Source organism: Lacticaseibacillus huelsenbergensis (genome assembly GCF_029726355.1).
GTDB classification, from domain to species: Bacteria; Bacillota; Bacilli; order Lactobacillales; family Lactobacillaceae; genus Lacticaseibacillus; species Lacticaseibacillus casei.
The window spans coordinates 2,894,138-2,917,767 of sequence record NZ_CP120687.1 but is presented as its reverse complement, the minus strand read 5'-3'; the positions used below and the strand labels follow the sequence as shown (position 1 = coordinate 2,917,767).

Annotated in this window: 23 protein-coding genes, 1 tRNA gene and 1 other annotated feature; of the genes, 20 read left to right on the top strand and 4 right to left on the bottom strand. The window is 47.9% G+C overall.

What is annotated here, in order from left to right:
• Positions 1-2 precede the first annotated feature (2 nt).
• Positions 3-2,597, bottom strand: coding sequence for a YfhO family protein (locus LHUE1_RS13495; RefSeq protein ID WP_049169500.1), 2,595 nt, complete (start codon positions 2,595-2,597; stop codon positions 3-5).
• 145 nt (positions 2,598-2,742) lie between these two features.
• Between LHUE1_RS13495 and LHUE1_RS13490 the strand changes: the two genes are divergently transcribed.
• From LHUE1_RS13490 to LHUE1_RS13470, 5 genes are all read left to right on the top strand, one after another.
• Positions 2,743-4,869: a peptidoglycan D,D-transpeptidase FtsI family protein gene (locus tag LHUE1_RS13490; RefSeq protein ID WP_049169499.1), complete on the top strand. Its 2,127-nt coding sequence runs from the start codon at positions 2,743-2,745 to the stop codon at positions 4,867-4,869.
• 184 nt (positions 4,870-5,053) lie between these two features.
• Entirely contained in the window at positions 5,054-5,743 is a 690-nt protein-coding gene (locus tag LHUE1_RS13485) for a rhomboid family intramembrane serine protease (RefSeq protein WP_010487950.1), read from the top strand.
• The gene (locus LHUE1_RS13480) at positions 5,740-5,994 is read left to right on the top strand and encodes a YqgQ family protein (protein WP_049169498.1); all 255 of its coding nucleotides are present in this window, start codon (positions 5,740-5,742) and stop codon (positions 5,992-5,994) included. The genes LHUE1_RS13485 and LHUE1_RS13480 overlap by 4 nt, the downstream gene beginning before the upstream one ends.
• Complete coding sequence (locus LHUE1_RS13475) at positions 5,987-6,949, top strand: ROK family glucokinase (protein WP_010487954.1); 963 nt, start codon at positions 5,987-5,989, stop codon at positions 6,947-6,949. The genes LHUE1_RS13480 and LHUE1_RS13475 overlap by 8 nt, the downstream gene beginning before the upstream one ends.
• Positions 6,950-6,971: 22 nt before the next feature.
• Positions 6,972-7,379, top strand: a complete 408-nt coding sequence (locus tag LHUE1_RS13470) for a rhodanese-like domain-containing protein (RefSeq protein ID WP_010487956.1) — start codon at positions 6,972-6,974, stop codon at positions 7,377-7,379.
• Positions 7,380-7,449: 70 nt separating this feature from the next.
• Here the strand turns inward: LHUE1_RS13470 and LHUE1_RS13465 are convergent, their stop codons facing one another.
• Positions 7,450-7,629 (bottom strand): DUF3042 family protein, encoded by a 180-nt coding sequence (locus LHUE1_RS13465; protein WP_010487958.1) that lies wholly within the window; start codon positions 7,627-7,629, stop codon positions 7,450-7,452.
• Between the two features lie 68 nt (positions 7,630-7,697).
• Between LHUE1_RS13465 and miaA the strand changes: the two genes are divergently transcribed.
• Both miaA and LHUE1_RS13455 read left to right on the top strand, forming a co-directional pair.
• Positions 7,698-8,657, top strand: a complete 960-nt coding sequence (miaA, locus tag LHUE1_RS13460; protein WP_049169497.1) for a tRNA (adenosine(37)-N6)-dimethylallyltransferase MiaA — start codon at positions 7,698-7,700, stop codon at positions 8,655-8,657.
• Positions 8,641-9,903 carry a methionine gamma-lyase family protein gene (locus tag LHUE1_RS13455; protein ID WP_049169496.1) on the top strand — a complete coding sequence of 421 codons (1,263 nt, stop codon included), beginning with the start codon at positions 8,641-8,643 and terminating at the stop codon, positions 9,901-9,903. The genes miaA and LHUE1_RS13455 overlap by 17 nt, the downstream gene beginning before the upstream one ends.
• Before the next feature lie 107 nt (positions 9,904-10,010).
• On the opposite strand, the gene LHUE1_RS13450 is transcribed toward LHUE1_RS13455, so the two are convergent.
• On the bottom strand, positions 10,011-12,101 hold the full coding sequence (locus LHUE1_RS13450) for an Orn/Lys/Arg family decarboxylase (protein ID WP_049169495.1): 2,091 nt from the start codon (positions 12,099-12,101) through the stop codon (positions 10,011-10,013).
• 303 nt (positions 12,102-12,404) lie between these two features.
• Here LHUE1_RS13450 and LHUE1_RS13445 point away from each other — a divergent pair, with 303 nt between their 5' ends.
• The 4 genes from LHUE1_RS13445 to LHUE1_RS13430 all read left to right on the top strand — a co-directional run bounded on the left by LHUE1_RS13445 (position 12,405) and on the right by LHUE1_RS13430 (position 18,488).
• Positions 12,405-12,767, top strand: coding sequence for a MerR family transcriptional regulator (locus tag LHUE1_RS13445; protein WP_010487965.1), 363 nt, complete (start codon positions 12,405-12,407; stop codon positions 12,765-12,767).
• A gap of 18 nt (positions 12,768-12,785) precedes the next feature.
• Complete coding sequence (gene glnA / locus LHUE1_RS13440) at positions 12,786-14,126, top strand: type I glutamate--ammonia ligase (protein ID WP_010487966.1); 1,341 nt, start codon at positions 12,786-12,788, stop codon at positions 14,124-14,126.
• A gap of 236 nt (positions 14,127-14,362) precedes the next feature.
• The gene (locus tag LHUE1_RS13435; protein ID WP_049169494.1) at positions 14,363-16,756 is read left to right on the top strand and encodes a Xaa-Pro dipeptidyl-peptidase; all 2,394 of its coding nucleotides are present in this window, start codon (positions 14,363-14,365) and stop codon (positions 16,754-16,756) included.
• 70 nt (positions 16,757-16,826) lie between these two features.
• On the top strand, positions 16,827-18,488 hold the full coding sequence (locus LHUE1_RS13430; protein ID WP_277848124.1) for an ATP-binding cassette domain-containing protein: 1,662 nt from the start codon (positions 16,827-16,829) through the stop codon (positions 18,486-18,488).
• 78 nt (positions 18,489-18,566) lie between these two features.
• On the opposite strand, the gene LHUE1_RS13425 is transcribed toward LHUE1_RS13430, so the two are convergent.
• Positions 18,567-18,640: transfer RNA gene (locus LHUE1_RS13425), tRNA-Arg, on the bottom strand.
• A gap of 343 nt (positions 18,641-18,983) precedes the next feature.
• On the opposite strand from LHUE1_RS13425, the gene LHUE1_RS13420 reads away from it, so the two are divergent.
• From LHUE1_RS13420 to nusB, 9 genes are all read left to right on the top strand, one after another.
• The gene (locus LHUE1_RS13420) at positions 18,984-19,106 is read left to right on the top strand and encodes a hypothetical protein (protein ID WP_010487969.1); all 123 of its coding nucleotides are present in this window, start codon (positions 18,984-18,986) and stop codon (positions 19,104-19,106) included.
• A gap of 212 nt (positions 19,107-19,318) precedes the next feature.
• Positions 19,319-19,555 (top strand): hypothetical protein, encoded by a 237-nt coding sequence (locus LHUE1_RS13415; RefSeq protein WP_049169513.1) that lies wholly within the window; start codon positions 19,319-19,321, stop codon positions 19,553-19,555.
• 196 nt (positions 19,556-19,751) lie between these two features.
• Positions 19,752-19,820 (top strand) — a sequence feature (ribosomal protein L21 leader region).
• 30 nt (positions 19,821-19,850) lie between these two features.
• A complete protein-coding gene (rplU, locus tag LHUE1_RS13410; protein WP_005684402.1) occupies positions 19,851-20,162 on the top strand; it encodes a 50S ribosomal protein L21 in 312 nt (103 codons plus the stop codon).
• 11 nt (positions 20,163-20,173) lie between these two features.
• Positions 20,174-20,524, top strand: a complete 351-nt coding sequence (locus tag LHUE1_RS13405; RefSeq protein WP_010487974.1) for a ribosomal-processing cysteine protease Prp — start codon at positions 20,174-20,176, stop codon at positions 20,522-20,524.
• An 18-nt stretch (positions 20,525-20,542) separates the two neighbouring features.
• Positions 20,543-20,833 carry a 50S ribosomal protein L27 gene (rpmA, locus tag LHUE1_RS13400; RefSeq protein WP_003564659.1) on the top strand — a complete coding sequence of 97 codons (291 nt, stop codon included), beginning with the start codon at positions 20,543-20,545 and terminating at the stop codon, positions 20,831-20,833.
• Between the two features lie 75 nt (positions 20,834-20,908).
• Positions 20,909-21,976 carry a M24 family metallopeptidase gene (locus tag LHUE1_RS13395; RefSeq protein WP_087912259.1) on the top strand — a complete coding sequence of 356 codons (1,068 nt, stop codon included), beginning with the start codon at positions 20,909-20,911 and terminating at the stop codon, positions 21,974-21,976.
• Positions 21,977-22,063: 87 nt separating this feature from the next.
• Entirely contained in the window at positions 22,064-22,627 is a 564-nt protein-coding gene (gene efp, locus LHUE1_RS13390; protein ID WP_010487979.1) for an elongation factor P, read from the top strand.
• A 20-nt stretch (positions 22,628-22,647) separates the two neighbouring features.
• Positions 22,648-23,103 (top strand): Asp23/Gls24 family envelope stress response protein, encoded by a 456-nt coding sequence (locus tag LHUE1_RS13385; protein ID WP_010487980.1) that lies wholly within the window; start codon positions 22,648-22,650, stop codon positions 23,101-23,103.
• Position 23,104: 1 nt separating this feature from the next.
• Complete coding sequence (gene nusB, locus LHUE1_RS13380; protein ID WP_010487981.1) at positions 23,105-23,512, top strand: transcription antitermination factor NusB; 408 nt, start codon at positions 23,105-23,107, stop codon at positions 23,510-23,512.
• Positions 23,513-23,630: the final 118 nt, after the last annotated feature.

Here is a 23,630-nt window from a genome sequence, read left to right as displayed (position 1 = left end):
GATCATGATTTCCGATAGGGCTGGTGCCGAGTTGTGACAAACCACCACCTTGTCGTCAGAAGCAAGCCGATAACCGTTATCAGGCTGCCCCAGCCCAATAATGGCGGGGTGTAGCGCATGGTGATGCGATAATGCCCGGGCTTAAGCGGAATGGCCATGAAAATGCCTAGACTGGTTTTGACTGAAACCGGGCGGCCGTTAACGCGAACGTGCCAGCCTGGTGCCGTTGGAATTGTTGTTTGCAACATTTGGTGTGATTGATGGATGGTGACATCAGCCGCAATGGTGGTGTCAGTGGCGTGTTTAACCCGCCAACCGCCAGCTTGTAACTGTTTGAGATCGTGTTGAATAGTACCGACATCAGCTTGATACAGACCAACATTGTCAAACCACGCTTCTTTTTTATTGAGCTGAAAAGTTAAAGATTGCTCCTGGAGGCCCTTTTTAGGCGTGACGTTTACAGTGATCGTGTCGTTAAAGCTATCAGGGAGCGTCACAGCGTTTCCATTTTGTTTGAGGTTCACCAGGTGATTGGCAAAATGGCTGCCAAGCGTCAGAACGTAGCATTTTCCCGCTTGTGGTTTAAAACGATAGGTCACAGTATGGCGACCTTTGCCAACCTTGGTAAAGGTCGAGGTGCCATTTGATGTCGTGCGGCGAACGCCAGCAAGCGTCGGTTCGGGGAGTGGCAACGCGCTAAAATAAGGATCGGTGTCTTTTCCTAGGGCAGCCTGGAGAATAAACGATTGGTTGGCGACAGGTGTATCGCTATAAAGCTGCTGTTTCAGTAAATCGGTGCTGGCCGCGAAGCCGATTTGTTGAGCGAATGGTGACCGCAGAATTTTCCAGGGGCCGACTTGGTTCACTTGCCGATACCACTTTAAATCAGGCCGTTGCCCGGCATCGGGTAGGGAGCTCTGCGCATGAGTCGGTGTTAAAAAGTATTTCATCCCCAGCAGGCTATCCGTGATTAACGTGCCATTGGTGTATGCCACCGAGCCGTCGTCTTCGGGTTGGCCAATTTGCCCAAAGAACTTTGGTAAAGCTGGCTCGAGCAGCGAGTTAAATTGATCGGCACCACGATAGTTGCCGGTCATCGGATCGTTGCGCGTCCGAATTGTGGTTTTGCCAATGCGAAAGAATCCGTGATCGTCTTCCTTGACGGCGTTGGCCCCTTGAATAAGTGCTGCGGTATAATCGTGGTAATCACGGTGGCCGAGGTAAGCCAGCTGATTCAGTGTCAGAATCATGCTGCCGCTCATATCGACCAAAACAATGGCAAACCCAAACCATAACGGCCGGTGCTGGTCCAGACTGAGCCACACAAGCACCAGTAACAGCGAACCGATGCCAAACACGAGATTACCGAAAGTCAAAAAGCTGAAGTGCTTCAGATTAAGCGCCACGTCACCGTAAATCAGCCCGAATACGATTAGCAAAATGACGAGCTTTTGCAGCGACAATCCCGTTTCTATTTTTGCCAAGCTGTTGATACCTAAACTCAGGAACCAGAAGCACAAAACAAACGTAAACCGGTACGGATACCAAACCGGAAACTGAAAACCATGCCACAATAAATCCAGCGGTTCGAACATGCAGGAAAGTAGCAAGAAACCGGTCACCAAGACAGCCGCGATTTTCTGTCGCCATGGCTGCTGTCTGGATAAGAAGAAAAGGACTGCTAGAACAAATCCTAAGGCGCCGACGTAAATATTCGGGAACCCTGAAGGCATTTGATCAAAGTTGAAACTTCCCGGGATCAGCTTGCTTAACAAGCGATCCGGGGCATACTCAAAGTGCCACTGGAACGTTTTGACCGTATACGTTGCTTTGGACTGGGCAAGCTGAAACCACGTTGGAAGAAGCACCACGGCGCTGCACATAGCTGCCAGTAAGCTGGCGCCTATAAAGCGCAGGCCGATGCGCCAGGCGTGCCGCCAAGACTTGGCATGGGCACTGAGCCAATAAGCGGCGTATAATACCAGAAACAAAGCGATCATATAGCCTGTGTAAAAGTTAATGATTAGGGCAGCTGCCAGCCAGCCGATATAGGCAATGTTCCGGCCTTTGGTGAACAACGCCTCCGCACTTTGAACGATCAGCGGCAGCAAAATCGCTGCATCTAGCCACATCAAGTTGAAACTGTTTGCCAACAGCCAACCGCTAAGCGCATATGCCAATCCAAAAGCGGAAATCATCAGCCCGTTAATTCCGTGGTGTTTGGCATACCATCCCATGGTTAATCCGGCCGTGCTGATTTTTAGAATCATGATCAAAAAAGCAGCAACATCCAGCATGTCAGTGGGGAAAAGAATTACCAACAAATTAAACGGACTCAGTAAATAATATGCAAAGACGCCAAACATGTCGCCGCCTAATCCTTTATTAAAGGCATAAAAAAGCTGCCCCGGGTGGCCGAGCAGAGTTTGGCGAAGATAGGCAAAAAAGTCAATATACTGTTGGCCCAGATCAACCGTGAGCACGCTGCTGGAACCAAACGGGAAAACGCCGCGAATAGCAAAGTAAAAACCGACTAACAGTCCCGGCAGTAAAAAACTAAGGATCAGCGGATTGTTTTTTAACCATCGTCGTCGCACAGGTACCCACCAACTTCTAAATTAAAATTAATTCCGGCTTATTTTCGTCCGGCATCGCTATTTCAAGCATATCATAAGACACATAGCGTTTTGCCGGGTTCTTTGCTACACTTTAAAAGATAGAGATTTCAAAGGAGCATTTAGGGTGAAGTACATTCGTACACCGCAGCCGAAACGAAATAAAAGTCACATTCCGTTTCGCTTAAATTTATTGTTTTTCATTGCGTTTCTTTTGTTAGCGGCACTGGTTGCCCAGCTGGCTTATTTGCAGATTCTAAATGGTCCCCGATTGGCTGCCGAAGTCGATCGGACGAACAAAACAACGGTCACCGGCAATGTACCGCGTGGGTTGATTTATGACAGTAAGGGACGCGCGCTTGTCACTAACAAGGCCAACAATGCGATTACCTATACCAAGAGTGTCGGGACCAAATCCCAACAAATGTATGACATTGCCAATCAGCTGGCAAGGTTGATTGATAAGCCGGCTGAGAATCTAACCAAGCGTGATTATATTGATTACTACCTGGCGCAGACCAAGGTGTCAAAGCGAATCACCAAAAAGCTGCCTAAGCAGATTCAAAAATTGCCTTCAGCGGACTCCGATAAATTGTATAAATATCAAGTTGCCTATGTTCGCAAACATATGCCGACGTTGACGCCCATTCAAAAAGAAGCAGCAGGACTTTATAAAATCATGAACGGTGCCACGCAGTTGTCCACGGTTTATTTGAAAAACCAAAATGTCACTGCTCATGAGGTGGCGGTTGTCGGTGAACGGCTGACGCAGATGCCAGGCGTTAACCTCGGCACTGATTGGGAACGCTCATACCCTAATGGCGAGTCAATGACCTCGATCATCGGCCGGGTTTCCAATGAAAAAAGCGGGCTGCCTGCGGATGAATTGAACGCATACTTAGCGAATGGGTATGCGCGCAATGACCGTGTCGGCACCAGTTACTTGGAAAAAGCGTACGAGAATGTTTTAAAGGGATCAAAGAGTCAGACCCAGGTTGAAATCGGCAATAATAACCAAATTGTCCAGTCGGTTTCTAAATTCAAAGGACAGCAAGGTGCCAATCTGAATCTGACCATTGATTCGGAATACCAAAAGAAAGTCGAAAAGGCGTTGGATGACACCTTTAGTTCGGTTCGCTCGGCCGGTGCCGGCAGTTTATCGGATGGTGCATATGCCGTGGCAATGGATCCAAATACCGGGCGGATTCTGGCCATGGCCGGGCAACATCAGGATACGCAGACCCATAAAGTCGAAGACGATGCGCTTGGGGTTATCAATCGTGCCTTTGTTGTCGGGTCTGCGGTCAAAGGGGCAACGGTTCTCGGTGCACTTCAAGACGGAGTTATTACGGTTGACCACAATACCCAGGCAGACACGCCGATTTATTTGCCGGGTACACCAGTTAAAAAATCCGTTTACCCTGTCGGTACGTTCAGCTCGCTGGATGCTGCTTCAGCGTTGGAAGTGTCCAGTAACATTTACATGATGTGGCTGGCGATGAAGGAAGGCCATTACGCTTACTCGCCGAATAATTATCTAAAACTAGACAACAACATTTTCAGCAAGATGCGCGGCTACTTCAACCAGTTCGGCTTAGGAATCAAGACCGGCATCGATTTGCCTGGTGAAATTGCCGGGTTGGAAGGTAGTACCCATGACAGTTCTGGCAACTTACTAGTTGGGTCGGCGTTGGACTTGGCATACGGGAACTACGATAACTACACCTTGATCCAAATGCTGCAGTACATCAGTGCGATTGCCAATAATGGGTACCGCATGCGTCCTTACCTGGTCAATAGTATCAGTCAGACACTGAGCGATGGCAGTAAGGGACCGATTTTAAGTACAACTCAGCCATCTGTAACGTCTAAAATTGAGAATACCCAAGCACAAATCGATCTGGTGAAGCAGGGGATGTGGCAGGTTGTCCATGGTACGAATGGGTGGACAACGGCAACGTCGCTGAATTCCTTGAATCCTGGGGTCGCTGGGAAAACCGGGACGGCGCAAGGCTTTACCCGTGAGTCAAAAGGATCGGCGTTGACCGAGACCATCACGGAAAGTTTTGTTGGCTTTGCTCCAGCGAAGAATCCCAAGATTGCGATTGCGGTCATTATTCCTAACTTAAAAGCTGAAACGACAACGCCATATCAGTTACAAATTGCCAAAGAAATGTTTAGCGACTTCTATAAGATGAATGACATCAAAGAAGATAAGGGCTATTCGATCCATCAAAAGACCATCAATGGTTAACGTTGTTGGCAGCGTGTGCAAAAAATGCTAAACTACTACAAGAACATGGCCGTCAAGTGATTGATTGGCACTGGTGGCAATGGGAAAACAACAGGGTCACCTGTTGTTTTTTTAGCGAGATTGCCGCTTGGCGACGGTTATACACGCACTTGCTGCTTGGACAGTCAAGTTAGAAAGGATTTCAATGAACTACGCAAATTGGCGCTCACGTTTTCAAAATTCAGCCTATGTGACCAACGGCATTCTGGCCGTCACGATTTTGGTGTTCATTCTAGAGACACTTTCCGGTGGCAGCACCAATACTGAAGTGCTGATTGCTTATGGTGCCCGAGCTAATCCGCTTATTTTATACGGACAATGGTGGCGCCTGATCACCCCGGTATTTGTTCATATTGGCTTAACGCACATCTTGATGAATGGCTTTTCGTTATACTTTTTAGGCGAAATGACGGAACGTTTATTTGGTCATTGGCGGTTCTTCCTGCTATATTTCATTTCCGGTTTTGCCGGCAACGTGGCAAGTTTTGCTTTCAGTCCCAACACGTTGGCAGCAGGAGCCAGCACCGCGATTTTTGGGTTGTTGGGAGCTTGCTTGATGTTGGGGGATACCTACCGCGATAACCCCGTCATTCGGCAATTGTCGCGTCAATTTTTGTTGTTGGTTGTCTTGAACTTGGCATTTAACCTTTTCTCTAGCGGCGTTGATATTTATGGACACATTGGCGGTGTGCTAGGCGGTTTCTTAGCGGCCGGCATGTTGGGAGCCCCGGCACTTGGTCGTATGGGGACTGTCCGGCGCGTCGCTTCGGCAGTCACCTTGATCTTTGGACTGGTTGCTTTGATTTTATTTGGAATTCAGCGCGGAATCGTATGAAAACTTATTATGATGTTTTGCAATTATTAAAGAGCTTTGGCACCTTTATCCATGTCGGTAAACGGGTGTGGGATATTGAGCTGGCAGCACTAGAATTAGACCGTTTGCATCAGGCAAAATTGATTGACGATAAGGTTTATCTGAATGCGAAAGTTGTTTTGCGGCATGCCCATGAACAAGAAGAGCAAGATCCCTTGAATCACGATTTACCTTTGCATTCGAACCAACGGAGGAATGATCAAAATGAATAATCAAAAATTAATCGGGGTTGACTTAGGCGGTACAACCATTAAATTTGCTATTTTAACGCAGGCGGGCGATATTCAGCAGCGCTGGAGTATCGACACCAACATTCTGGATGAAGGCAGCCATATTTTGCCGGATATTGTGACGTCCATTAACGAACACCTAAAACTTTACAACATGTCGCCAGCCGATTTTGCCGGCATCGGCATGGGGTCTCCGGGTTCTGTTGATATCAAAGCTGGCACCGTTATTGGCGCATACAATTTGAACTGGAAAACATTGCAGCAAGCCAAAAAAGTGATCGAATCCGGCACCAAGATTCCTTTCAACATTGATAATGACGCCAATGTTGCGGCATTGGGCGAACGCTGGAAAGGCGCCGGTGAAAATGATCCGGATGTGACCTTCGTGACGCTTGGTACGGGCGTTGGTGGGGGCATTATTGCAGATGGCGAGCTGTTACATGGCGTTGCCGGTTCTGCCGGTGAGTTAGGACATGTCACCGTCGATCCGGTTAACGGGTATCTATGTACCTGTGGCAAGCGCGGCTGCCTCGAAACAGTAGCTAGTGCGACCGGCGTGGTGCGGGTTGCTCGTGACATGGCAGAAGAATTTGCCGGCGACTCAAAGTTGAAGCAAACGCTGGACGATGGGGACGAGATTTCTAGCAAAATCGTTTTCGATTTGGCAAAAGACGGCGATCGCCTGGCTTTGATGATTGTGGACCGGGTTTGCTTCTATCTTGGTTTGGCCTTAGCAAACGTAGGCAATTTATTGAATCCGAAATTCATTGTCATCGGTGGCGGTGTGTCGGCAGCAGGCGACTTCTTGCTTAAACGCGTTGATAAGTATTTCAAAGAAAATACGTTCCCGAATGTTCGTGAAACCACGCGATTGCGGTTGGCAACGTTGGGCAATACAGCTGGCGTCATTGGAGCCGCAAGCCTGGCGCTGAAGTAAGGGGAAAAGGAGAGTCGTGTAAGTGTTAACTTATCTGTTAATCTTTGTTGGATTATTTTTAATTTACTGGGGCTTCAGCTGGTTGTGGAGCTATTATCAAAAGTCGAAATTCAAGGCCATCGGTGGCGAAATTTCACCTGAAGAATTTGAGCACACAATGCGCAAAGCCCAGATTATCGACTTACGGGAACGCAACGAATTCAAAGCAGGCCATATTCTTGGTGCGCGTGACCTTCCATATACGCAGCTGCGTGAGCGGTTAGGCGAGATGCGTAAAGATTTGCCGGTCTATCTCTATGACAAAACCGGCGTCCTTTCGTTGCGGGCAGCACGGCGCTTGCGCAAGAATGGCTTTGAGAAGATCAGCTGGTTAAAAGGCGGTTACGATAACTGGTCAGGCAAAATCAAAAAAAGCCCGACTAATTATTGAGCCGTACATAGGCAGCAAAAAAAGCAATCGCACTGGTCGATTGCTTTTTTGTTAAGCGATGCTTATTTGCTTAGCCTTGATGGGCTGAGAAGCGTTTGCGATTAGCTTTGCGCCGATTTTCATTGATTTCATCGGCCTTGGTTTCAACAGGTTCGACATAGTTTTTCTTGAAGGCGAAAACACTGCCGGCAATGGCGCCAAGCGTCATCAACGTGCCAACGAAAAAGCCGCGTGCAAATTTATGTTTCATGAGAATCCCCCCTGATTGGTGATCTGTGATACTGAATTTATTATACTATATTGATGGAGCTTAATGAAATGGATAAACCGGTAAACCGCATCGTCATGATTGTGGGACCAACAGCAGTGGGTAAAAGTGATCTTGGCATTTACTTGGCCCAGCAGCTTCAAGGCGAAGTCATCAATGGTGATGCGTATCAAATTTATCGTCATATGAATATCGGTACCGCCAAAGTCATGCCTGACGAAATGGCTGGCGTCCCGCATCATTTACTGGATATCGTTGAGCCAACGATGACTTACACGGTTGCTAAGTTTAAAGAAGCCGCCGAAAATGCCATCACGCTGGTCAGTGAACGGCATCATCTGCCGATTTTAGTTGGCGGGACCGGTTTTTATTTGAATAGTTTACGCCTGAATCTGCCACTGGGTGGTAAAGCGCCGCCAAAAAGTGTCCGTCAGCGATGGCAAAAGGCATTAGCCGAGTATGGTGCGTCATGGTTATGGACGCAGTTGGTACAGCGTGATCCGGTCGCGGCCAAGCAGATTGAACCTGCTAATACGCGCCGGGTGATTCGCGCACTGGAAGTCATTGAATTGACTGGCAGGCGGTTTTCCGAACAGCCTCAGCCCCAACCGCTTTATGAAACATTGGTTATCGGCTTGACCACGCAGCGAGCGGTTTTATACGAGCGAATCAATGCGCGGGTGGATGCCATGATGGTTGAGGGACTGGAAGCAGAAGTCGCCAATTTGTTAAAAACCGTTCCGCCTGATGCTCAGGCAATGCAGGCCATTGGCTATAAAGAACTGGTTCCATATTTTAAAGGTCAAGCTGATTTGGCTGACTGTGTGGCACTCATCAAGCAGCATTCACGCCACTTTGCCAAACGGCAGCTGACGTATTTTCGCAACCAAATGCCGACACACTGGTTTGATTTGGTTGCCCATCCAGAAGAAAAGCAGGCAGTGGTTGCCTTAGTATGTCAGTGGCTGAAGCAACCGGTTAAAGGAGAAGAAAATGAGTTGGACAGATAAATTTGATCCCGCCTTATTAAAAATGGTCAAAGAAGTCGATACCCAAATCGCACCGCAACTAGCTACGATTGATGGACGGATTTTGGAGAACCAAGATAAAGTTTTAACGAGCTTTCAGAAACACCATGTTGCCGAAAGCTATTTAACCGGATCGACCGGTTATGGACATAACGATGAAGGCCGCGATGTGCTTGAGGCCATCTATGCCGACGTTTTAGGCGGTGAAGACGCGCTCGTGCGGCCACAATTTGTTTCTGGCACGCACGCAATCGGGGTTGCATTACTTGGGCTTGTCCGCCCGGGGGATGACATTTTGTACATCACCGGCAAGCCGTATGATACATTGCAAGAGGTGCTGGGACTTGCTGGCAACGGCATTGGCAGTCCTAAAGAATACGGCATTGGCGTCGATTATGTTGATCTTTTGCCAAATGGGGCAGTCGACAATGATGCGGTTAAGGCACGGCTGACCGCTAAAACCAAAGTGGTTGCGATTCAGCGTTCGCGTGGGTATGCAACGCGCGATTCGTTTACGGTCGATCAAATTGCGGCAATGATCAAAGTTGTTCGCAGCGTGTTGCCGAATGTCTGGATTTTTGTCGATAACGCTTATGGCGAATTTTCCGAAACAACCGAACCACTTGAAGTAGGCGCCGATGTCATGGCGGGGTCGCTGTTTAAAAATGCTGGGGGCGGCATGGCCAAAACCGGTGGGTATATTGTCGGCAAGAAGGATTTAATTGAGCGCATCAGCTATCGCTTTACAGTTCCTGGTCTTGGTGGTGCCGAGGGGGCGACTGTCGGTGCGCTGGCTGATATGTATCAAGGTTTCTTCATTTCACCGCAAACAACCGGTAATGCGATTAAAGGGGCGATCTTTGAAGCGGCCTTATTTGCAAAGTTAGGCTTAGATGTATCACCAACCTGGGATGCGCCGCGGACGGACCTGATTCAAACGGTTAATTTCGGCAATCAAGCTGACATGGTTAAGTTTGCCAAGGCAATACAAGCCAATTCGCCCGTTGATAGCTTTGTGACGCCGATTCCGGAGAAAATGGCTGGTTACGAAGACGAGGTCATTATGGCCGGTGGGACGTTTGTAGCCGGTTCGACAGTTGAATTTTCCGGGGATGGTCCGTTGCGTCCGCCATACACGCTTTATTTGCAAGGCGGTTTGACTTACGCGCATATTAAATTGGCAACTATGGGGGCGGCACAATCGACCTTTTTTGATCAAGCTCAATAAACGATTTGTATGTCAAAAAGCGTCAGCGTCACTGCAAACAGGCAGTGCACTGGCGCTTTTTTGATTTGCTCGTGAAAAATGTAAAGTCTGAAAAATTTCAAAAATCGCTATTTCTCAGCCACGACCTGCACATAAGGTTCACCGTCCGCACCGGTCACAATGCCCTGAATCTCCGGCGTGAATCCAGGAAAACGACGGATGCCGGCAAATAACGTTTCAAAATAGTGAATGGCCACCGCACGCCAGCGTTCGCCCGGCACGACGACGAAAATGCCAGGAGGATACGGCAATGCCCCGGCAACGGCGATTCGGCCTTCCGCAGCCTGCAGTGGCACGGTGTCAAATTTTCCACGGACAAAACAGCGGTCGGCTGCTTGTGGCGTCATAGCAGTCGGTATGTTGTTCGTATTTGTGAAAAGTAATTGTTGCTGCTGGGCCAATTTAGCTTCGCGGAAAAAATCGGACATTTGCTGGGCCAGTTCGCGTAAGGTCAGATCCTTGTACGCCTCGCCGGTTTCAGCAACTAATTTTGGTAATGCCTCGGCAACAGTTTTGTTGGCAAAGTAATCTTTTTCGAATTGTTGCAAAACTCGGCGAAGGTGCTGCCAGTCGGTTGCGGCAGATCCCGGCGTTACCAAAAAGAGCAAGCTGTTCAAATCGGCTTTTTCCGGGACAATTCCGTGATCAAGCAAGTAGCGATCGACCAACCAGCCGCTAACGCCAAATGTTGCCGTTTCCGGTAACAGCACCGTGACCTTGCCCGGATCAAGATAGGCTTGGTTCGGTTTTAAGTGCAGGAGCTGATGCCACTTGGCGTTAGGGGCCATTGCCCAGGCTTCCGCAGAAGTCGTTGCCTTTTGCGGGGTAATTGCGGTTAACGTTGGATTTTGATAGGCCAAAAACAAGCGAGAATCACTTAACGAGTGACGAAAGGCGAGTGCTGCCTGAAGAGCGTCGGCCCAGATCTTTTGACCCCGGCGGCCTTGATTGATTGCGGTATTAGCGACCAACGATGCATAAAGTGGGTAAGAGTAGCTAGTGGTGACATGTTTAAGGTACGCATGGTTGAACTGCTCATGGGTGACATAGCGTGGCTGTCCTTTGATGTGCGCATCTTTTTTATGAATCTGAGACGCTTGGCCGAAGCCGGATTGTTGCTTGTGAACGCTTTGGGTGACAATAATGCCCGGATCATCCGGACCTAATGGCATCTGCAAAGGATCCATCGGCTTCATGGCCGGAATGAACGGCTCATAGCCGCCCCAAGCAGCGTCAAAGGCGATGTAATCCGTCAATGGGCCAAAAAGATCAAGTAACTGGCGGACATTAGGAACAATTCCATCGAAGGTTTCCAGTTCAAGAATGGCCAGTCTAAACGGATGGCGTTCTTGAGCTTTTTGCGGATCAATGCTCGCAACCAGTTGGCGTAGCCGGTTAGCGCTGATATCAGTAAGGTCGAGTGGACCGATTAATCCGCGCTGCGTACGGAGGGTGTCAAGGTAAACCGGGCGCGCCCCATTTTGCACCAGCGCAGCATTATAAAATGATTTGTGATTATTGCGGTCAAACAAGACCAGATCACCTGGCGTCAACAACGCACTAGCCACAATGTTGTTGGAGCCAGTCGTGCCATTGGTGACAAAATAAGTTTCATCAGCGTGGTATAACCGCGCCGTGGCTTGTTCAGCTGCCAGCGGGCTGCCGCCATGTGTCAGCATATCGCCTAACGAAGTGACGACATCACTGGTGTCGCTGGCAAAAAAAGTGTCACCATAAGCTTGATAAAGTAAATAACCGGCGGGCGCTAATCGATCGTAATGGCCGCTGTGGTGACCGGGGGTGGCAAAGCTTGTGGGATTTGCCTGCGCAAAATTCAGTAGATCATTTAGAAAAGCAGGAATCATGGTCTTTTCGTAATGTGTCGCTGCCGCGGTGATTTGAGTGAGCAAATTAGCATCAAGTCGCGGTGCTTCAGTCACGTCCAGCTGGCCGGTTGAATCATTTTGGCGGTGGCCAATGACAAAGACCGGCAAAGGCAGTTCACTGGCAACAAGTTGGTCAAAGACATTTTGATCGGCCGCATGCACCACCACTGCATTGAAAGCTGCCAAAGGATAATCATTAAACGGCAGCCAATCGGTGGGTAAGTTGACAGATTTCATGGTCGGGGTGTACCCAACGTGTAAATGTAAGGTCATGACGACAACGTCCTTTCAGAAACCTAGTTACTGTTATCATACGTTTCATAGTTGAAAATACCTAGAAAGAATTTGGCGCGGTAAGATTTCGGATTGCTTGGATAATACTGACAAGCGTGGCAAGTTGACTTAGTAGAAAGCGCTTCTTTTTGAATAATTGGCTCAACATATTGGTCTATAACAAGTTGATCGTAAAAATAAAATTTTTTCATTTTTTACGGTAAATGTCAGAAAAACTTACATGTTGCGTTGACACCGTTTATCTGGTTTGATAAGCTGACATCGTTGTAAAGGAGGATGCCTATGGCTGAGATCGCTGATCTGAGAACGCGATCGGTTTTGCCGATTGGTACAGTTATGTTGTTAACAGACTTGACTGCCCGCCAGATTCGTTACTATGAAGCCCAGGGATTGGTCAAGCCCGAGCGCAATGCCGGCAATCACCGAACTTATTCGCTTAATGACGTTGATGAACTGCTGGAAATCCGCAGTCAGATGGCCGATGGTTTCACGCTGGCTGATGTCAAGCGGTTGAAGCATCCACGTCATCGCGAGGATAGTGATGCCGAAGTTCGCAAAGTGTTGCGCGACGAACTGCTGAATCAGAGTCGACTCAATCAAAGCCCGGATCCGGGTCCCACCATTGGCTTCCGACAATCACACTAAAGATAGGAGTTCACGTATATGGCAAGAAAAGCAATTACCGCTGATGAGATTCGCCAGACAGTTAAGGATGAGAACGTCTTATTCTTGCGCCTGATGTTTACCGACATTAACGGGATCATTAAGAACGTCGAGGTGCCGATTTCCCAGTTGGAAAAGGTGCTGAATAATAAGATTACCTTCGATGGTTCGTCGATTGACGGTTTTGTTCGAATCGAAGAAAGCGATATGCTGCTCTATCCGGATCTTAACACTTGGCTATTGTTCCCGTGGGAGAATGATCATGGTAAGATTGCCCGGCTGATCTGCTCGGTTCATCGTCCAGACGGCACACCTTTTGGCGGCGATCCGCGTAACAATCTGATCCGTGTCGTGAATGAAATGAAAGAAGCCGGCTTCACAGCTTTCAATATCGGCCCTGAACCGGAATTCTTCTTGTTTAAACTGGACGAAAACGGCAATCCGACAACGAAGCTGAATGATCATGGTTCTTACTTCGATTTTGCACCGCTTGATATGGGCGAAAATTGCCGGCGTGATATTGTCCTTGAGTTGGAAAAGATGGGCTTTGAAGTCGAAGCTTCCCACCATGAAGTGGCACCGGGCCAGCATGAAATTGACTTCAAATATGCCGATGCGTTAGACGCTGCCGATAACATTCAAACCTTCAAACTTGTGGTCAAAACCATTGCCCGCAAACATGGCTTATACGCGACATTCATGCCTAAACCACTTCACGGCATCAACGGTAGCGGCATGCACATCAACATGAGCCTTTTCCACGACAAAGGCAATGCTTTCTATGATCCAAATACCGACGATCAGTTGAGTGAAACGGCGATGCATTTCCTTGCTGGCGTTTTGCGCCATGCTTATGCGCTGACCGCGGTTAACAACCCAACCGTCAACTCCTACAAACGACTGGTGCCAGGATTTGAAGCCCCGGTTTATGTGGCTTGGTCCGGCAAAAACCGCTCACCACTGATTCGGGTACCGCAGTCACGGGGATTATCAACCCGCTTGGAGTTACGCTCGGTTGATCCGACTGCCAATCCTTACTTAGCCATTGCCGCAATCCTTCAGGCCGGCCTTGATGGCGTCAAGAACCAGTTGAAGCCGGAAGAAGCGGTAGATCGTAACATTTATCGGATGCAAGACGACGAACGCAAAGCAAATCATATTCAAGACCTCCCATCAACCTTGCACAATGCGTTGAAGGCATTGGCGGCTGATGACGTGGTCAAGGCTGCCCTGGGTGAACATTTGTATCAAAGCTTTATGGATTCGAAGAACCTCGAATGGTCCGCATACCGCCAGCAGGTTTCCGAATGGGAACGGCAACAATACCTGGAATTGTATTAATTCCAGCCACCCAAAAGCTGTTGTTAACCTTTTCCTTGACTAACTGGTAAAAACAGTCAAGCATTCCATATTTCAAAAAGCTTCAGACGCAACCACGCCTGAAGCTTTTTTGATTGCGTACGATCTGAAAAACCTCAACTGTTGTAGGGAGTTAATCAATATTAATAGTTGAAAACGCTAAATGAGATGGCTACACTGAATTTATCACATTTCTCTCATAAAGGACGGCACTGCTCATGAAATTAAACCAATTCGCGCGGTTAACACCTGAATTTAGCCAACAATTAACGGAACTTGCCCGCATCGGCTTGCCGGCAGATCCTAAAGGTGACTTTGCAGATACGGCTGCAGCCATGTATGCGGCCTTTTTCCCGGAAGCTTATCAGCCCGCGGCCAAACAAGATAAATTCGCTCAGATTGCAGTCGATTCGCGGCAGAATCTGGCTGACTGGTTGGCATCGGGGCCCACGCAGATGACCCGGCAAAACTTTTACAATGTAGCCCTGCAGTTGCTGGGGTTTGAAGCCTTCACCGATTTCGATTTGGCAGATCCATTGCCGTTTATGGCGGCGACAAAATTGCCAAGCATTGATCATGATCTGCTTGATACCGAGGATTTTCTGAAGGCTAGCTACTTATTGTTGACGACGCGAACTAAACACTTGGTCAACTTTCTCGATGATTTAGCCAATCGTGGCTTTTTCAAAGATTTTCAGTCGTCGGCAACCCAACCGAAACCTTTATTGTTTAATGGTAAAGTGCAACAGGTTTTCGATGCGCGCCAAGCTATCCGTGAGGTGGTATGGATTGAGTCTGATGTCGACTCAGACCACGATGGAAAGCGGGATCTTTTAGAAGCGACGATTTATCGACCCAAAGCCACCGAGCAAGGATTGAAGGTTCCCGTTTTGTTTACCGCGAATCCATACTTTCATGGGACCAATGATGTGACAGCTGCGACGCATGTTCCGGAAACGGTTTTGGCAGTCAAGCCGCATGGAGCCTCGAAGGCAGAAGTGACGGCTACAGCGGCTCAAATCGAAGACTTACCGAAGCGGGCCGTTACTGGCGAGGCGACAGAGGCAGAGGCCTATGCCGAAGAAAATAGTATGTATGCGTTCAACGATTATTTTCTTGCGCGCGGATTTGCTGTGGTTTACTCAGCTGGGGTTGGCACGCGGTATTCAGACGGCTTTCGGACCATTGGTGGACCTGAGGAAACGGCCGGGGCTGTGGCAGTGATCGAATGGCTGACCGGTAAGCGCCGGGCGTTCACGAACCGTACTGCTGGCGTTGCCATTAAGGCTTGGTGGTCAACCGGCAAAGTTGCGATGACCGGTAAGTCCTACTTAGCTACGTTAGCCATTGCTGCGGCGACGACCGGCGTTGAGGGGTTGAAAACCATCATTGCCGATGCCGGCATTTCTAGCTGGTATGATTATTACCGCGAAAATGGTTTGGTCGTGGCGCCCGGCGGCTTTCAAGGTGAAGACGCTGATGTTTTGGCAGTTGATACGTTTTCCCGGCAGAAATCCGGCGGCGATATGATTCGCATCAAGTCGGCTTGGGAGCGGCATCTTGCTGCGATTACCCGTGATCAGGATCGGACGACGGGTGCCTATACCGCGTGGTGGGATGCGCGTAATTACCGCAAAAATGCCGCCAACGTCAAAGCCGACGTGGTGTTGATTCACGGGCTCAATGACTGGAATGTCAAGCCTAAAAACGCAATCCGTTTCTGGCAGGCAATTGCAGATTTGCCGATTCAAAAGAAACTGATTTTACATCAAGGACAACATGTTTATGTTCACAATGTTCGCTCGTTGGACTTTTTGGACATGATGAACTTGTGGTTGACACATGAGCTGTTAGGGGTAGCCAATGATGTTGCAGATGTTTTGCCGAATGTTATTGTGCAAGATAACGTGACTCCGCAGACCTGGTCAGCCTATACCGATTTTGCTAATCCGGAAGCGGAACATGTGACAACTGAGGTCAACCTGAAGAATGACTTTGAAGCAGCTACCGATCAGTTTACCGATCATGCCACGGCAACGTTTGCGGCGCAACATGACACCAGCGCCAGTTTCGAAAAGGCCATCATTACCCCTAATAGTGCTTACGCTAACAGCCGGTTGTGGTTGACCCAACCAGTGCTTGAGCGTGATCAAATCCTGGAAGGCATTCCACATCTTGAGCTGACGTTGGCAGTTGATGCACCGACCGGCATTCTTAGTGTTCGGCTCGTGGATCTCGGCGAGGCCAAGCGTTTTGGCGAAACCGCAGCCACCGTTGCGGCCAATGATTTACAGTTAGGCTTTGATTTTAAAACAACCGATATTGTCGAATTCAAGCCGGCCGCTAAGCCAACCCCAAGTAAACTGATAACGTTAGGTCATATTAATTTACAAAATCCTAAAAACGCCTACGAAGTGCAGCAAATCACACCGGGCCAGTTTTTTCACGTGAGTCTGGATCTGCAACCGACGCACTATCACTTACCGACCGGCCGGCAGCTTGCCTTGATCATCCATGGTGCCGATATGGCGCAAACGATCCGACCGACAAAAACAACGCATTATCACGTCGATTTGGCGAAGAGCACCTTAACATTGCCATTTCGACTTTAAAAATAGCATCCACGGTTGAGGACAACATCGTCATAAGTTTGCGCCGTTGCGGGAAAAGGACGTGAAGTGGATGGATCATCAGGAACGCCAGATTAATATACGTTGGGTTATTCGACAGTTGCCGCTGACTTTAATAGTGGTGCTATTTTTACTGAGCCTGACAAGCACTTTGGAGCCAATTTTAAATGGCGTGGTTTTCGGTCAGCTGGTCAATATTGACTTCAGTAATCTTGACGCTGTGGTGCGTTATGTCTCATTAGCTGCAGCTGCCTATCTCGTTACCTATACATCACTCTATCTGTTTTTGCGCGCCCAGCAACGCGCTGTTCGGGTGTTGAATCAGGCACTTAAATCAGCGTATTTCACCGCCTCAGTCGCGCACGCAGGGACTGACGCCACGGAGGTTTCTGACACGATCAATGATGTGACCGGCGTTGCGAAACAAATTGAACAAGCCTACTTTGTCGGACTTATCAATATGCTGCAACAAGTGATTGGCTTGATCATCGCTGTGGCTTTTATCCTGAAAACCAATATCGTGTTAAGTTTGGTCTATGTGTTATTTTCTGCATTGTCACTGCTTCCGAGTCACTTTGGCAGAAAGAGCCTGGCAAAAAAGTCGGACATTTGGGCTAACACCAATGCCGGTTTGGTCTTGAGTATGAAAGACATTTTTCAAGGCCGAATGGAAATCTTTATTTTTAAAGCCTGGCCGGTCTTCTTCACCCGATTTAAGCAACATTTGAGCCAAGAAGAACGCGACTATGAACGAATGAATAACTTTCAATATTTATTTCAATATGTTTCTTGGCTATTTGCCATTGCGGCGTTTTTGTTGCCACTTTTTATCGGCCTCCTCTTGATGGCCAAAGGATTGTTTGGTGTGACGACCAGCGTCATTTTGACACTGACAATGACGGCAGATTCTGTTGTAGGCGGCGCTCGCAGTTTGAGCAAATATCAAAGTCAAATTGTTAGCACGAGTCAGCTACGCGTGTTACCGGCGGCTGGTAAATTTGAAATATCCAAGGTTGATGATGGCGAGTCAAACCCGGAAGCTTTAGAAGGCCAGCTTGACATCAGCGATCTAACTGTTGTGCGTGATCGGCATTTAATCTTGAGTGATGTCAATATCCGCCTTGAACCGGGTAGCAAAGTCATCGTGACCGGTCCTTCTGGAATAGGTAAAACAACCCTTCTAAAAGCCATCACCGGTCAAGTGACATCTCAAGGTGCGATTCGTTTTGCCGGTCAACCGCTGCATGCTGGTGAGTTTGTTTTGGTGTCGCAAAATGTCTGGTTGTTTAATGGTACGTTGCGGGATAATATCACGTTATATCAGGCTTACGATGATGCCGCGGTTTTGGCGGTTTTGCGGCTGGTGGGCCTTGATCAGGAATTGGGTGAGCATGTGCTTGATTTCAAAATTGTTGATAACGGCAGTAATCTATCAGGTGGACAAGCGCAGCGCATTGCGATTGCCCGCGGACTGTTGCGCAAAAGTCCCATCTTTTTACTTGATGAGATTTCCTCAAGTCTTGATCAGACCAATGCTGATAAAATTCATCGCATTATTTACACGCTACCTGCAACGGTCATTGAAGTCGCGCATCATTATCAGGAAGCCTTGGCGCAGGCGTATGGCGTAAAGATTTACGAAATGGTTGATCACAGGTTGCGGTTAAAAAGTGAGGATTCCAGGGAAGTTGCTACTGGCACAGAAGCTATTTAAGGGCGGCATTTAGGTAAACTTGGTAACACAAAAAGCCCGAAACATCGGGCTTTTTGAGGACAAACTGTTTGCTTTAAGTGTACCAGCCGGGATTTGAACCCGGGACAAACGGTTTAGAAGACCGTTGCTCTATCCAGCTGAGCTACTGGTACAAATCGTTATTAAGTATACGAGAAGCGCGGGTAGGCGTCAACGGAATGTTGAGGAACTTGAACTTTGTGGAGGGTGTGTAAAAGGTTTTAAGGATGTGGAAGGAACGCTACAGCTCTTGTAGTTAGGCAATCCGGCTTTGAAACGCGTTCGCAGTCGCAGAAATCTACGTGTAAGTGACCTCAATCCTAAATGGCCAAAGACCAGCCATTTAGGATTGAGGCCACTTACACTCGGATTTCTAAGCGCTCCTGCTCACGCTCTTGACTTCCTAACAATAAGTGAGTAACATACACTCAATCGCTACCGAAGGCCATTCACATTTTTAAGAATGGAGGGATTCTGATGGGATATCGAATCCAGTTGAACATGAAGACGCAAGAATTTATCGCGATTGATCCGCACAATGCTAAGCACATTGGTAAGGGCGAGACAATTGAAAAAGCGTTGCAACAACTGAAGAAATAATGTCTTGCTGCCGGTGAATGACTTCATACCGGCGGCTTTCTTTTTTGCCAAGGGACTAGTGCCATGGAGACTTTTTATGCTATATTAGGTTCCTTGGCAGGGGCAGGCTCAGATTTTTTCTGGGCCTTTTTTTGGTTCGAAGTCGCCGATTAAAACGTTTCCTTGTTGAAACTGTTTGGCTTGGCTATAATTCCATCCAGGGGGTGGTACTGATCATCATTTTGCTGAACATCTTCATTTTACTGGTTACCGCTGCATTGCTAATAACGGTAACCACCCAACTCAGAAAACCGATTAATTGGATTGTTGATGGCATTTTATATGTGGCCTTACTGCTGATTAATGCAGCGTTTGGCGGCTGGTTGACGTTCTTTACCTTGATTTATGCGCTTTATATGCCCGCGGTCATCATTGGCGTTTGGCTTTACCGCCAGCAGCACTTGCCGTAATAAGAAAGTTGCTGTCTTAAGGCTGCAACTCAATCTGACCATTTAATTAGCGCCAAGCCGAGTTGAAAAACAATTGCGGGTTTGGAACAATCAAAAAGCTGTTATCATCAGCGATCGACAAAAAACGGCTATTATCGGCGATGTGCTTGCAACTTGGCGTGCTGTCTGGTAATATTAGTCCGTTGTATTTGGCACCCCTCCTATGCAACCGCACATCGTTAGGTTTTAAGCGTAAGCACCTAACTTGGCGAGTCTTCAGGGGAAAAGCCGAGAGGCAAAACAGGAGGTGCACACAGTGTACGCAATTATCAAAACAGGCGGCAAACAGTATAAAGCTGAAGTCGGTGAAGCCATCTATGTTGAAAAACTTGATGCCGAAGAAGGCAAGCAAGTTACTTTTGACGAAGTGATTATGGTTGCTGGTGAAGGTGATGCCAAGATTGGCACGCCAACTGTAGCCGGCGCAACCGTGACTGGCAAGGTCGAAAAACAAGGGCGCGAGAAAAAGGTTGTTACTTACAAGTACAAACCTAAGAAGCACTCTCATCAAAAGAAGGGCCATCGTCAGCCATACACGAAAGTCGTTATCGACGCGATTAACGCATAAGAGGTCAGTTTATGATCAAGGCAATTTTTCATCGCGATGAGCATGGCGATATCGTCAGTTTCGAACTGAGTGGCCATGCCGATGCCGGTAAAACCGGCAAGGATATCGTCTGTGCTGCTGTTTCGGCTGTGAGTATTGGCGCCGTCAATGGTGTCGAAGCTCTGGCGGGTTTTAAGCCTGACGTTGATGCGGATGAGGTCCATGGCGGCCATCTGCAAATGACACTTAAGTCGGCAATCACTGGCGAACAGTTGCACATTAGTCAGATTTTGTTGGAAAATTTATTGCTTGAATTACAAAGCATCCAAGATCAATATCCTGATCGCATTTTGATTACGACAAAACAATTAAAACAAAATTAATTCTCGGAGGTGTACGTTATGTTAAAGATGAATCTGCAATTCTTCTCTCACCATAAAGGTGGCGGTTCAACATCTAACGGCCGTAATTCTGCAGGCCGGCGTTTGGGTAGCAAGCGTGCCGATGGTCAGTTCGTTAAGGCAGGCAACATCTTGTATCGCCAGCGCGGTACCAAGATCCATCCTGGTGAAAACGTTGGCCGCGGCGGCGACGATACCTTGTTTGCGACTGCTGACGGCGTTGTCAAGTTTGAACGCTTCGGCCGTGACAAGAAGAAGGTTTCAGTTTATCCGGCAGCAGCTGCTGAATAAATATTGATGACGTCCCGGTAATCGGGGCGTCTTTTTTTCAAAATTTTAAAATAATGTCAATAAGGAGTGGTTTGGATGGATCGAATGACAGCATTGCAGGCACGGATTCTGGACAAGAAATTGGATGGCTTTTTTGTTACCGATGCCACCAACGTCACTTATTTGACAGGTTTTACCGGTGAAGAAAGTGCCTTGCTGGTGACGCCGGAGAAAGCTTACTTTATAACGGATTCCCGGTTTACCGAGCAGTTTAAGCAACAGGTACATAATGCCAAACTGGTTTTGCATCAAGATGGTTTGTATAAGACGGCAGGTGATTTAGCCAATCAATTGCAGTTGACCCGCATTGGTTTTGAAGCCGTTCATCTGAATTATGCCGATTACGAAGCCTTTGATCTTTTAACGCAGGGAACACTGGTGCCAACACGTGACTTTGTTGAAACACAGCGCGAAGTCAAAGACGATGAGGAACTGGCCTTGATCAAAAAGGCGGTTGCCATTGCCGAAAAAGGTTACCAGCATGTTCTTGATACGATTAAACCAGGGATGCGGGAAATTGACATTGCCAATGACTTGGACTTTTTCATGCGGCAACTTGGTGCCAGCAATGTCTCGTTTGAAACAATTGTGGCTTCCGGCACGCGTTCGGCAATGCCGCATGGCGCAGCAACGGAAAAGAAGATTGCCAAGGGGGATATTGTGACCCTCGATTGGGGATGCATCTATCACGGCTACATGTCCGATTTGACGCGGACGTTTGCAGTCGGTGAGCCAGATGCCAAGCTTAAGACGATTTACCAAATTGTTTATGCGACGAATCAGAAAGTCCAGCAAGCTTTGAAGCCTGGTGTGATGGGACGAACGATTAATGATTTGGCGCATAACGCAATTAATGACGCTGGCTATGGTCAATATTTTGGCCATGGTACCGGACATGGCATTGGCTTGTCGATTCATGAAGGCCCTGGCGCCTGGGGTCCTTATCTCGATGTACCAGCCGCAAAAGGCAATGTCGTGACCGATGAACCCGGCATCTATGTTCCGGATCTTGGCGGTGTCCGAATCGAAGACGATTTGGTCGTGACAGCAGACGGTAATCAGAGTCTTAGTCAACCGGCGCCAGCTGAGTTACTGGTACTGTGAAGCCATCCACGTGGCATGGCTGTTGCAAGCATCTTCACCGCTTGCTAGAATAGATTTAGCTTACAACTGAATGTATGGAGGAAGTTCATGATATCTGTTAATGATTTTAAGAATGGTTTGACGATTGAGGTCGACGGTGACCTGTGGCGAATCGTTGAGTTTCAACACGTTAAGCCAGGCAAGGGTTCGGCATTTGTTCGTTCAACCTTGAAGAACCTGCGCACGGGTGCGGTACAGGAAAAAACGTTCCGATCAACTGAAAAGGTTGAAAAAGCGCAGATCGACAGTAAAAACATGCAGTACCTTTATGCCGATGGCGATAATTACGTCTTCATGGACACCGATACTTACGATCAACTGACGCTTCCCGGCGATGAGATTCGCGACCAGTTGAATTATTTAAAAGAAAACATGAATGTTAAAATTATCATGCACGGCAATGAAACCCTGGGTATTGAGTTGCCGAAAACAGTTGACTTGACGGTAAAGGAAACCGAACCGGGCATTCGTGGCAATACCAGCAGCGGCGGTTCGAAACCAGCCACTATGGAGACCGGCCTAGTCGTTCAGGTGCCGTTTTTCATCAACACTGGCGATGTACTGACGATTAACACGGATGATGGTACTTACATTTCACGTGCCAATAATTAAGGTTTAGGAGGGTTCTCGCGATGGCTGAAGAAACCAATATTATATTAGCAAATCGGACGGATGCTCAAGGGACCATTGAAATTGTTCCTGAAGTTTTGGAAGTCATTTTGGGCATTGCTGCGAGTCAGGTAGACGGTGTCTATCAAATGCGCGGTACATTAGGCTCTTCAATTAACGCCTGGTTTGGCCGTGCCAACCACGGTAAAGGCGTTAGTGTGACAGTTGCCGATGATAAGATTACGGCTGATGTCTACGTCTATCTGGATTACGGTGTCTCCGTTCCGAAAGTGGCTTTGGCCATGCAAGAACAGCTACGTGAACAGTTACTCTTTATGACGGATTTGACGTTAAGCGAAGTGAATGTGCATGTCGTTGGCGTCATCCCTGAAAAGACGGAAAAAGTCAATCCGGATGATCTGTTTAAAGATGACGACACTGATGAACCATCGACAACGAGCAGCAAGGATGACGATTAACATGGAATCACGACACGCGATCCGTGAAGCTGCCTTTCGAGCGCTTTTTGCGTTGGCAACGAATCCGGAAGCAGATAAAAGCGCCGTATACGCAGAAGTTTTACCTAAAGATACTGAAGTGCCGCCTTATTTAAGTGAATTGGTGGAAGGCGTCTTGACGCATCAGGAGGCGTTGGATGCTGCCTTAACCCCTCAGCTTAAAAAGGGGTGGACGCTGAGTCGTTTGACCAAACCGGATTTAATGATTCTGCGCTTGGGCTTGTATGAAATTCGCTATGAAGAAGCGATGCCGGAAGCTGCGGCAATTAATGAAGCCATCAATTTGGCCAAACGTTACAGCGATGACCAATCTGCTAAGTTTGTCAATGGCATTTTGGCTAATTTTATTGAAGCATCGCCGAAAGCGTAAGTTAACCGGTCAAAGACAATTACTTTGGCCGGTTTTTGCTTTATACCGGTACTTGACGCGATCGAGGAACCGAACATTGGTTGTTATATCAGACAATGCTAATCAAATGGGGAGTGGT

Excerpts from the sequence above, each read along its gene's own strand:
- LHUE1_RS13485 (WP_010487950.1), top strand. The coding sequence starts at position 5,054 with ATGAACTACGCAAATTGGCGCTCACGTTTTCAAAATTCAGCCTATGTG.
- LHUE1_RS13480 (WP_049169498.1), top strand. The coding sequence starts at position 5,740 with ATGAAAACTTATTATGATGTTTTGCAATTATTAAAGAGCTTTGGCACC.
- LHUE1_RS13475 (WP_010487954.1), top strand. The coding sequence starts at position 5,987 with ATGAATAATCAAAAATTAATCGGGGTTGACTTAGGCGGTACAACCATT.
- LHUE1_RS13465 (WP_010487958.1), bottom strand. The coding sequence starts at position 7,629 with ATGAAACATAAATTTGCACGCGGCTTTTTCGTTGGCACGTTGATGACG.
- miaA (WP_049169497.1), top strand. The coding sequence starts at position 7,698 with ATGGATAAACCGGTAAACCGCATCGTCATGATTGTGGGACCAACAGCA.
- LHUE1_RS13455 (WP_049169496.1), top strand. The coding sequence starts at position 8,641 with ATGAGTTGGACAGATAAATTTGATCCCGCCTTATTAAAAATGGTCAAA.
- LHUE1_RS13450 (WP_049169495.1), bottom strand. The coding sequence starts at position 12,101 with ATGACCTTACATTTACACGTTGGGTACACCCCGACCATGAAATCTGTC.
- LHUE1_RS13445 (WP_010487965.1), top strand. The coding sequence starts at position 12,405 with ATGGCTGAGATCGCTGATCTGAGAACGCGATCGGTTTTGCCGATTGGT.
- glnA (WP_010487966.1), top strand. The coding sequence starts at position 12,786 with ATGGCAAGAAAAGCAATTACCGCTGATGAGATTCGCCAGACAGTTAAG.
- LHUE1_RS13435 (WP_049169494.1), top strand. The coding sequence starts at position 14,363 with ATGAAATTAAACCAATTCGCGCGGTTAACACCTGAATTTAGCCAACAA.
- LHUE1_RS13430 (WP_277848124.1), top strand. The coding sequence starts at position 16,827 with ATGGATCATCAGGAACGCCAGATTAATATACGTTGGGTTATTCGACAG.
- LHUE1_RS13420 (WP_010487969.1), top strand. The coding sequence starts at position 18,984 with ATGGGATATCGAATCCAGTTGAACATGAAGACGCAAGAATTTATCGCG.
- LHUE1_RS13405 (WP_010487974.1), top strand. The coding sequence starts at position 20,174 with ATGATCAAGGCAATTTTTCATCGCGATGAGCATGGCGATATCGTCAGT.
- rpmA (WP_003564659.1), top strand. The coding sequence starts at position 20,543 with ATGTTAAAGATGAATCTGCAATTCTTCTCTCACCATAAAGGTGGCGGT.
- LHUE1_RS13395 (WP_087912259.1), top strand. The coding sequence starts at position 20,909 with ATGGATCGAATGACAGCATTGCAGGCACGGATTCTGGACAAGAAATTG.
- efp (WP_010487979.1), top strand. The coding sequence starts at position 22,064 with ATGATATCTGTTAATGATTTTAAGAATGGTTTGACGATTGAGGTCGAC.
- LHUE1_RS13385 (WP_010487980.1), top strand. The coding sequence starts at position 22,648 with ATGGCTGAAGAAACCAATATTATATTAGCAAATCGGACGGATGCTCAA.
- nusB (WP_010487981.1), top strand. The coding sequence starts at position 23,105 with ATGGAATCACGACACGCGATCCGTGAAGCTGCCTTTCGAGCGCTTTTT.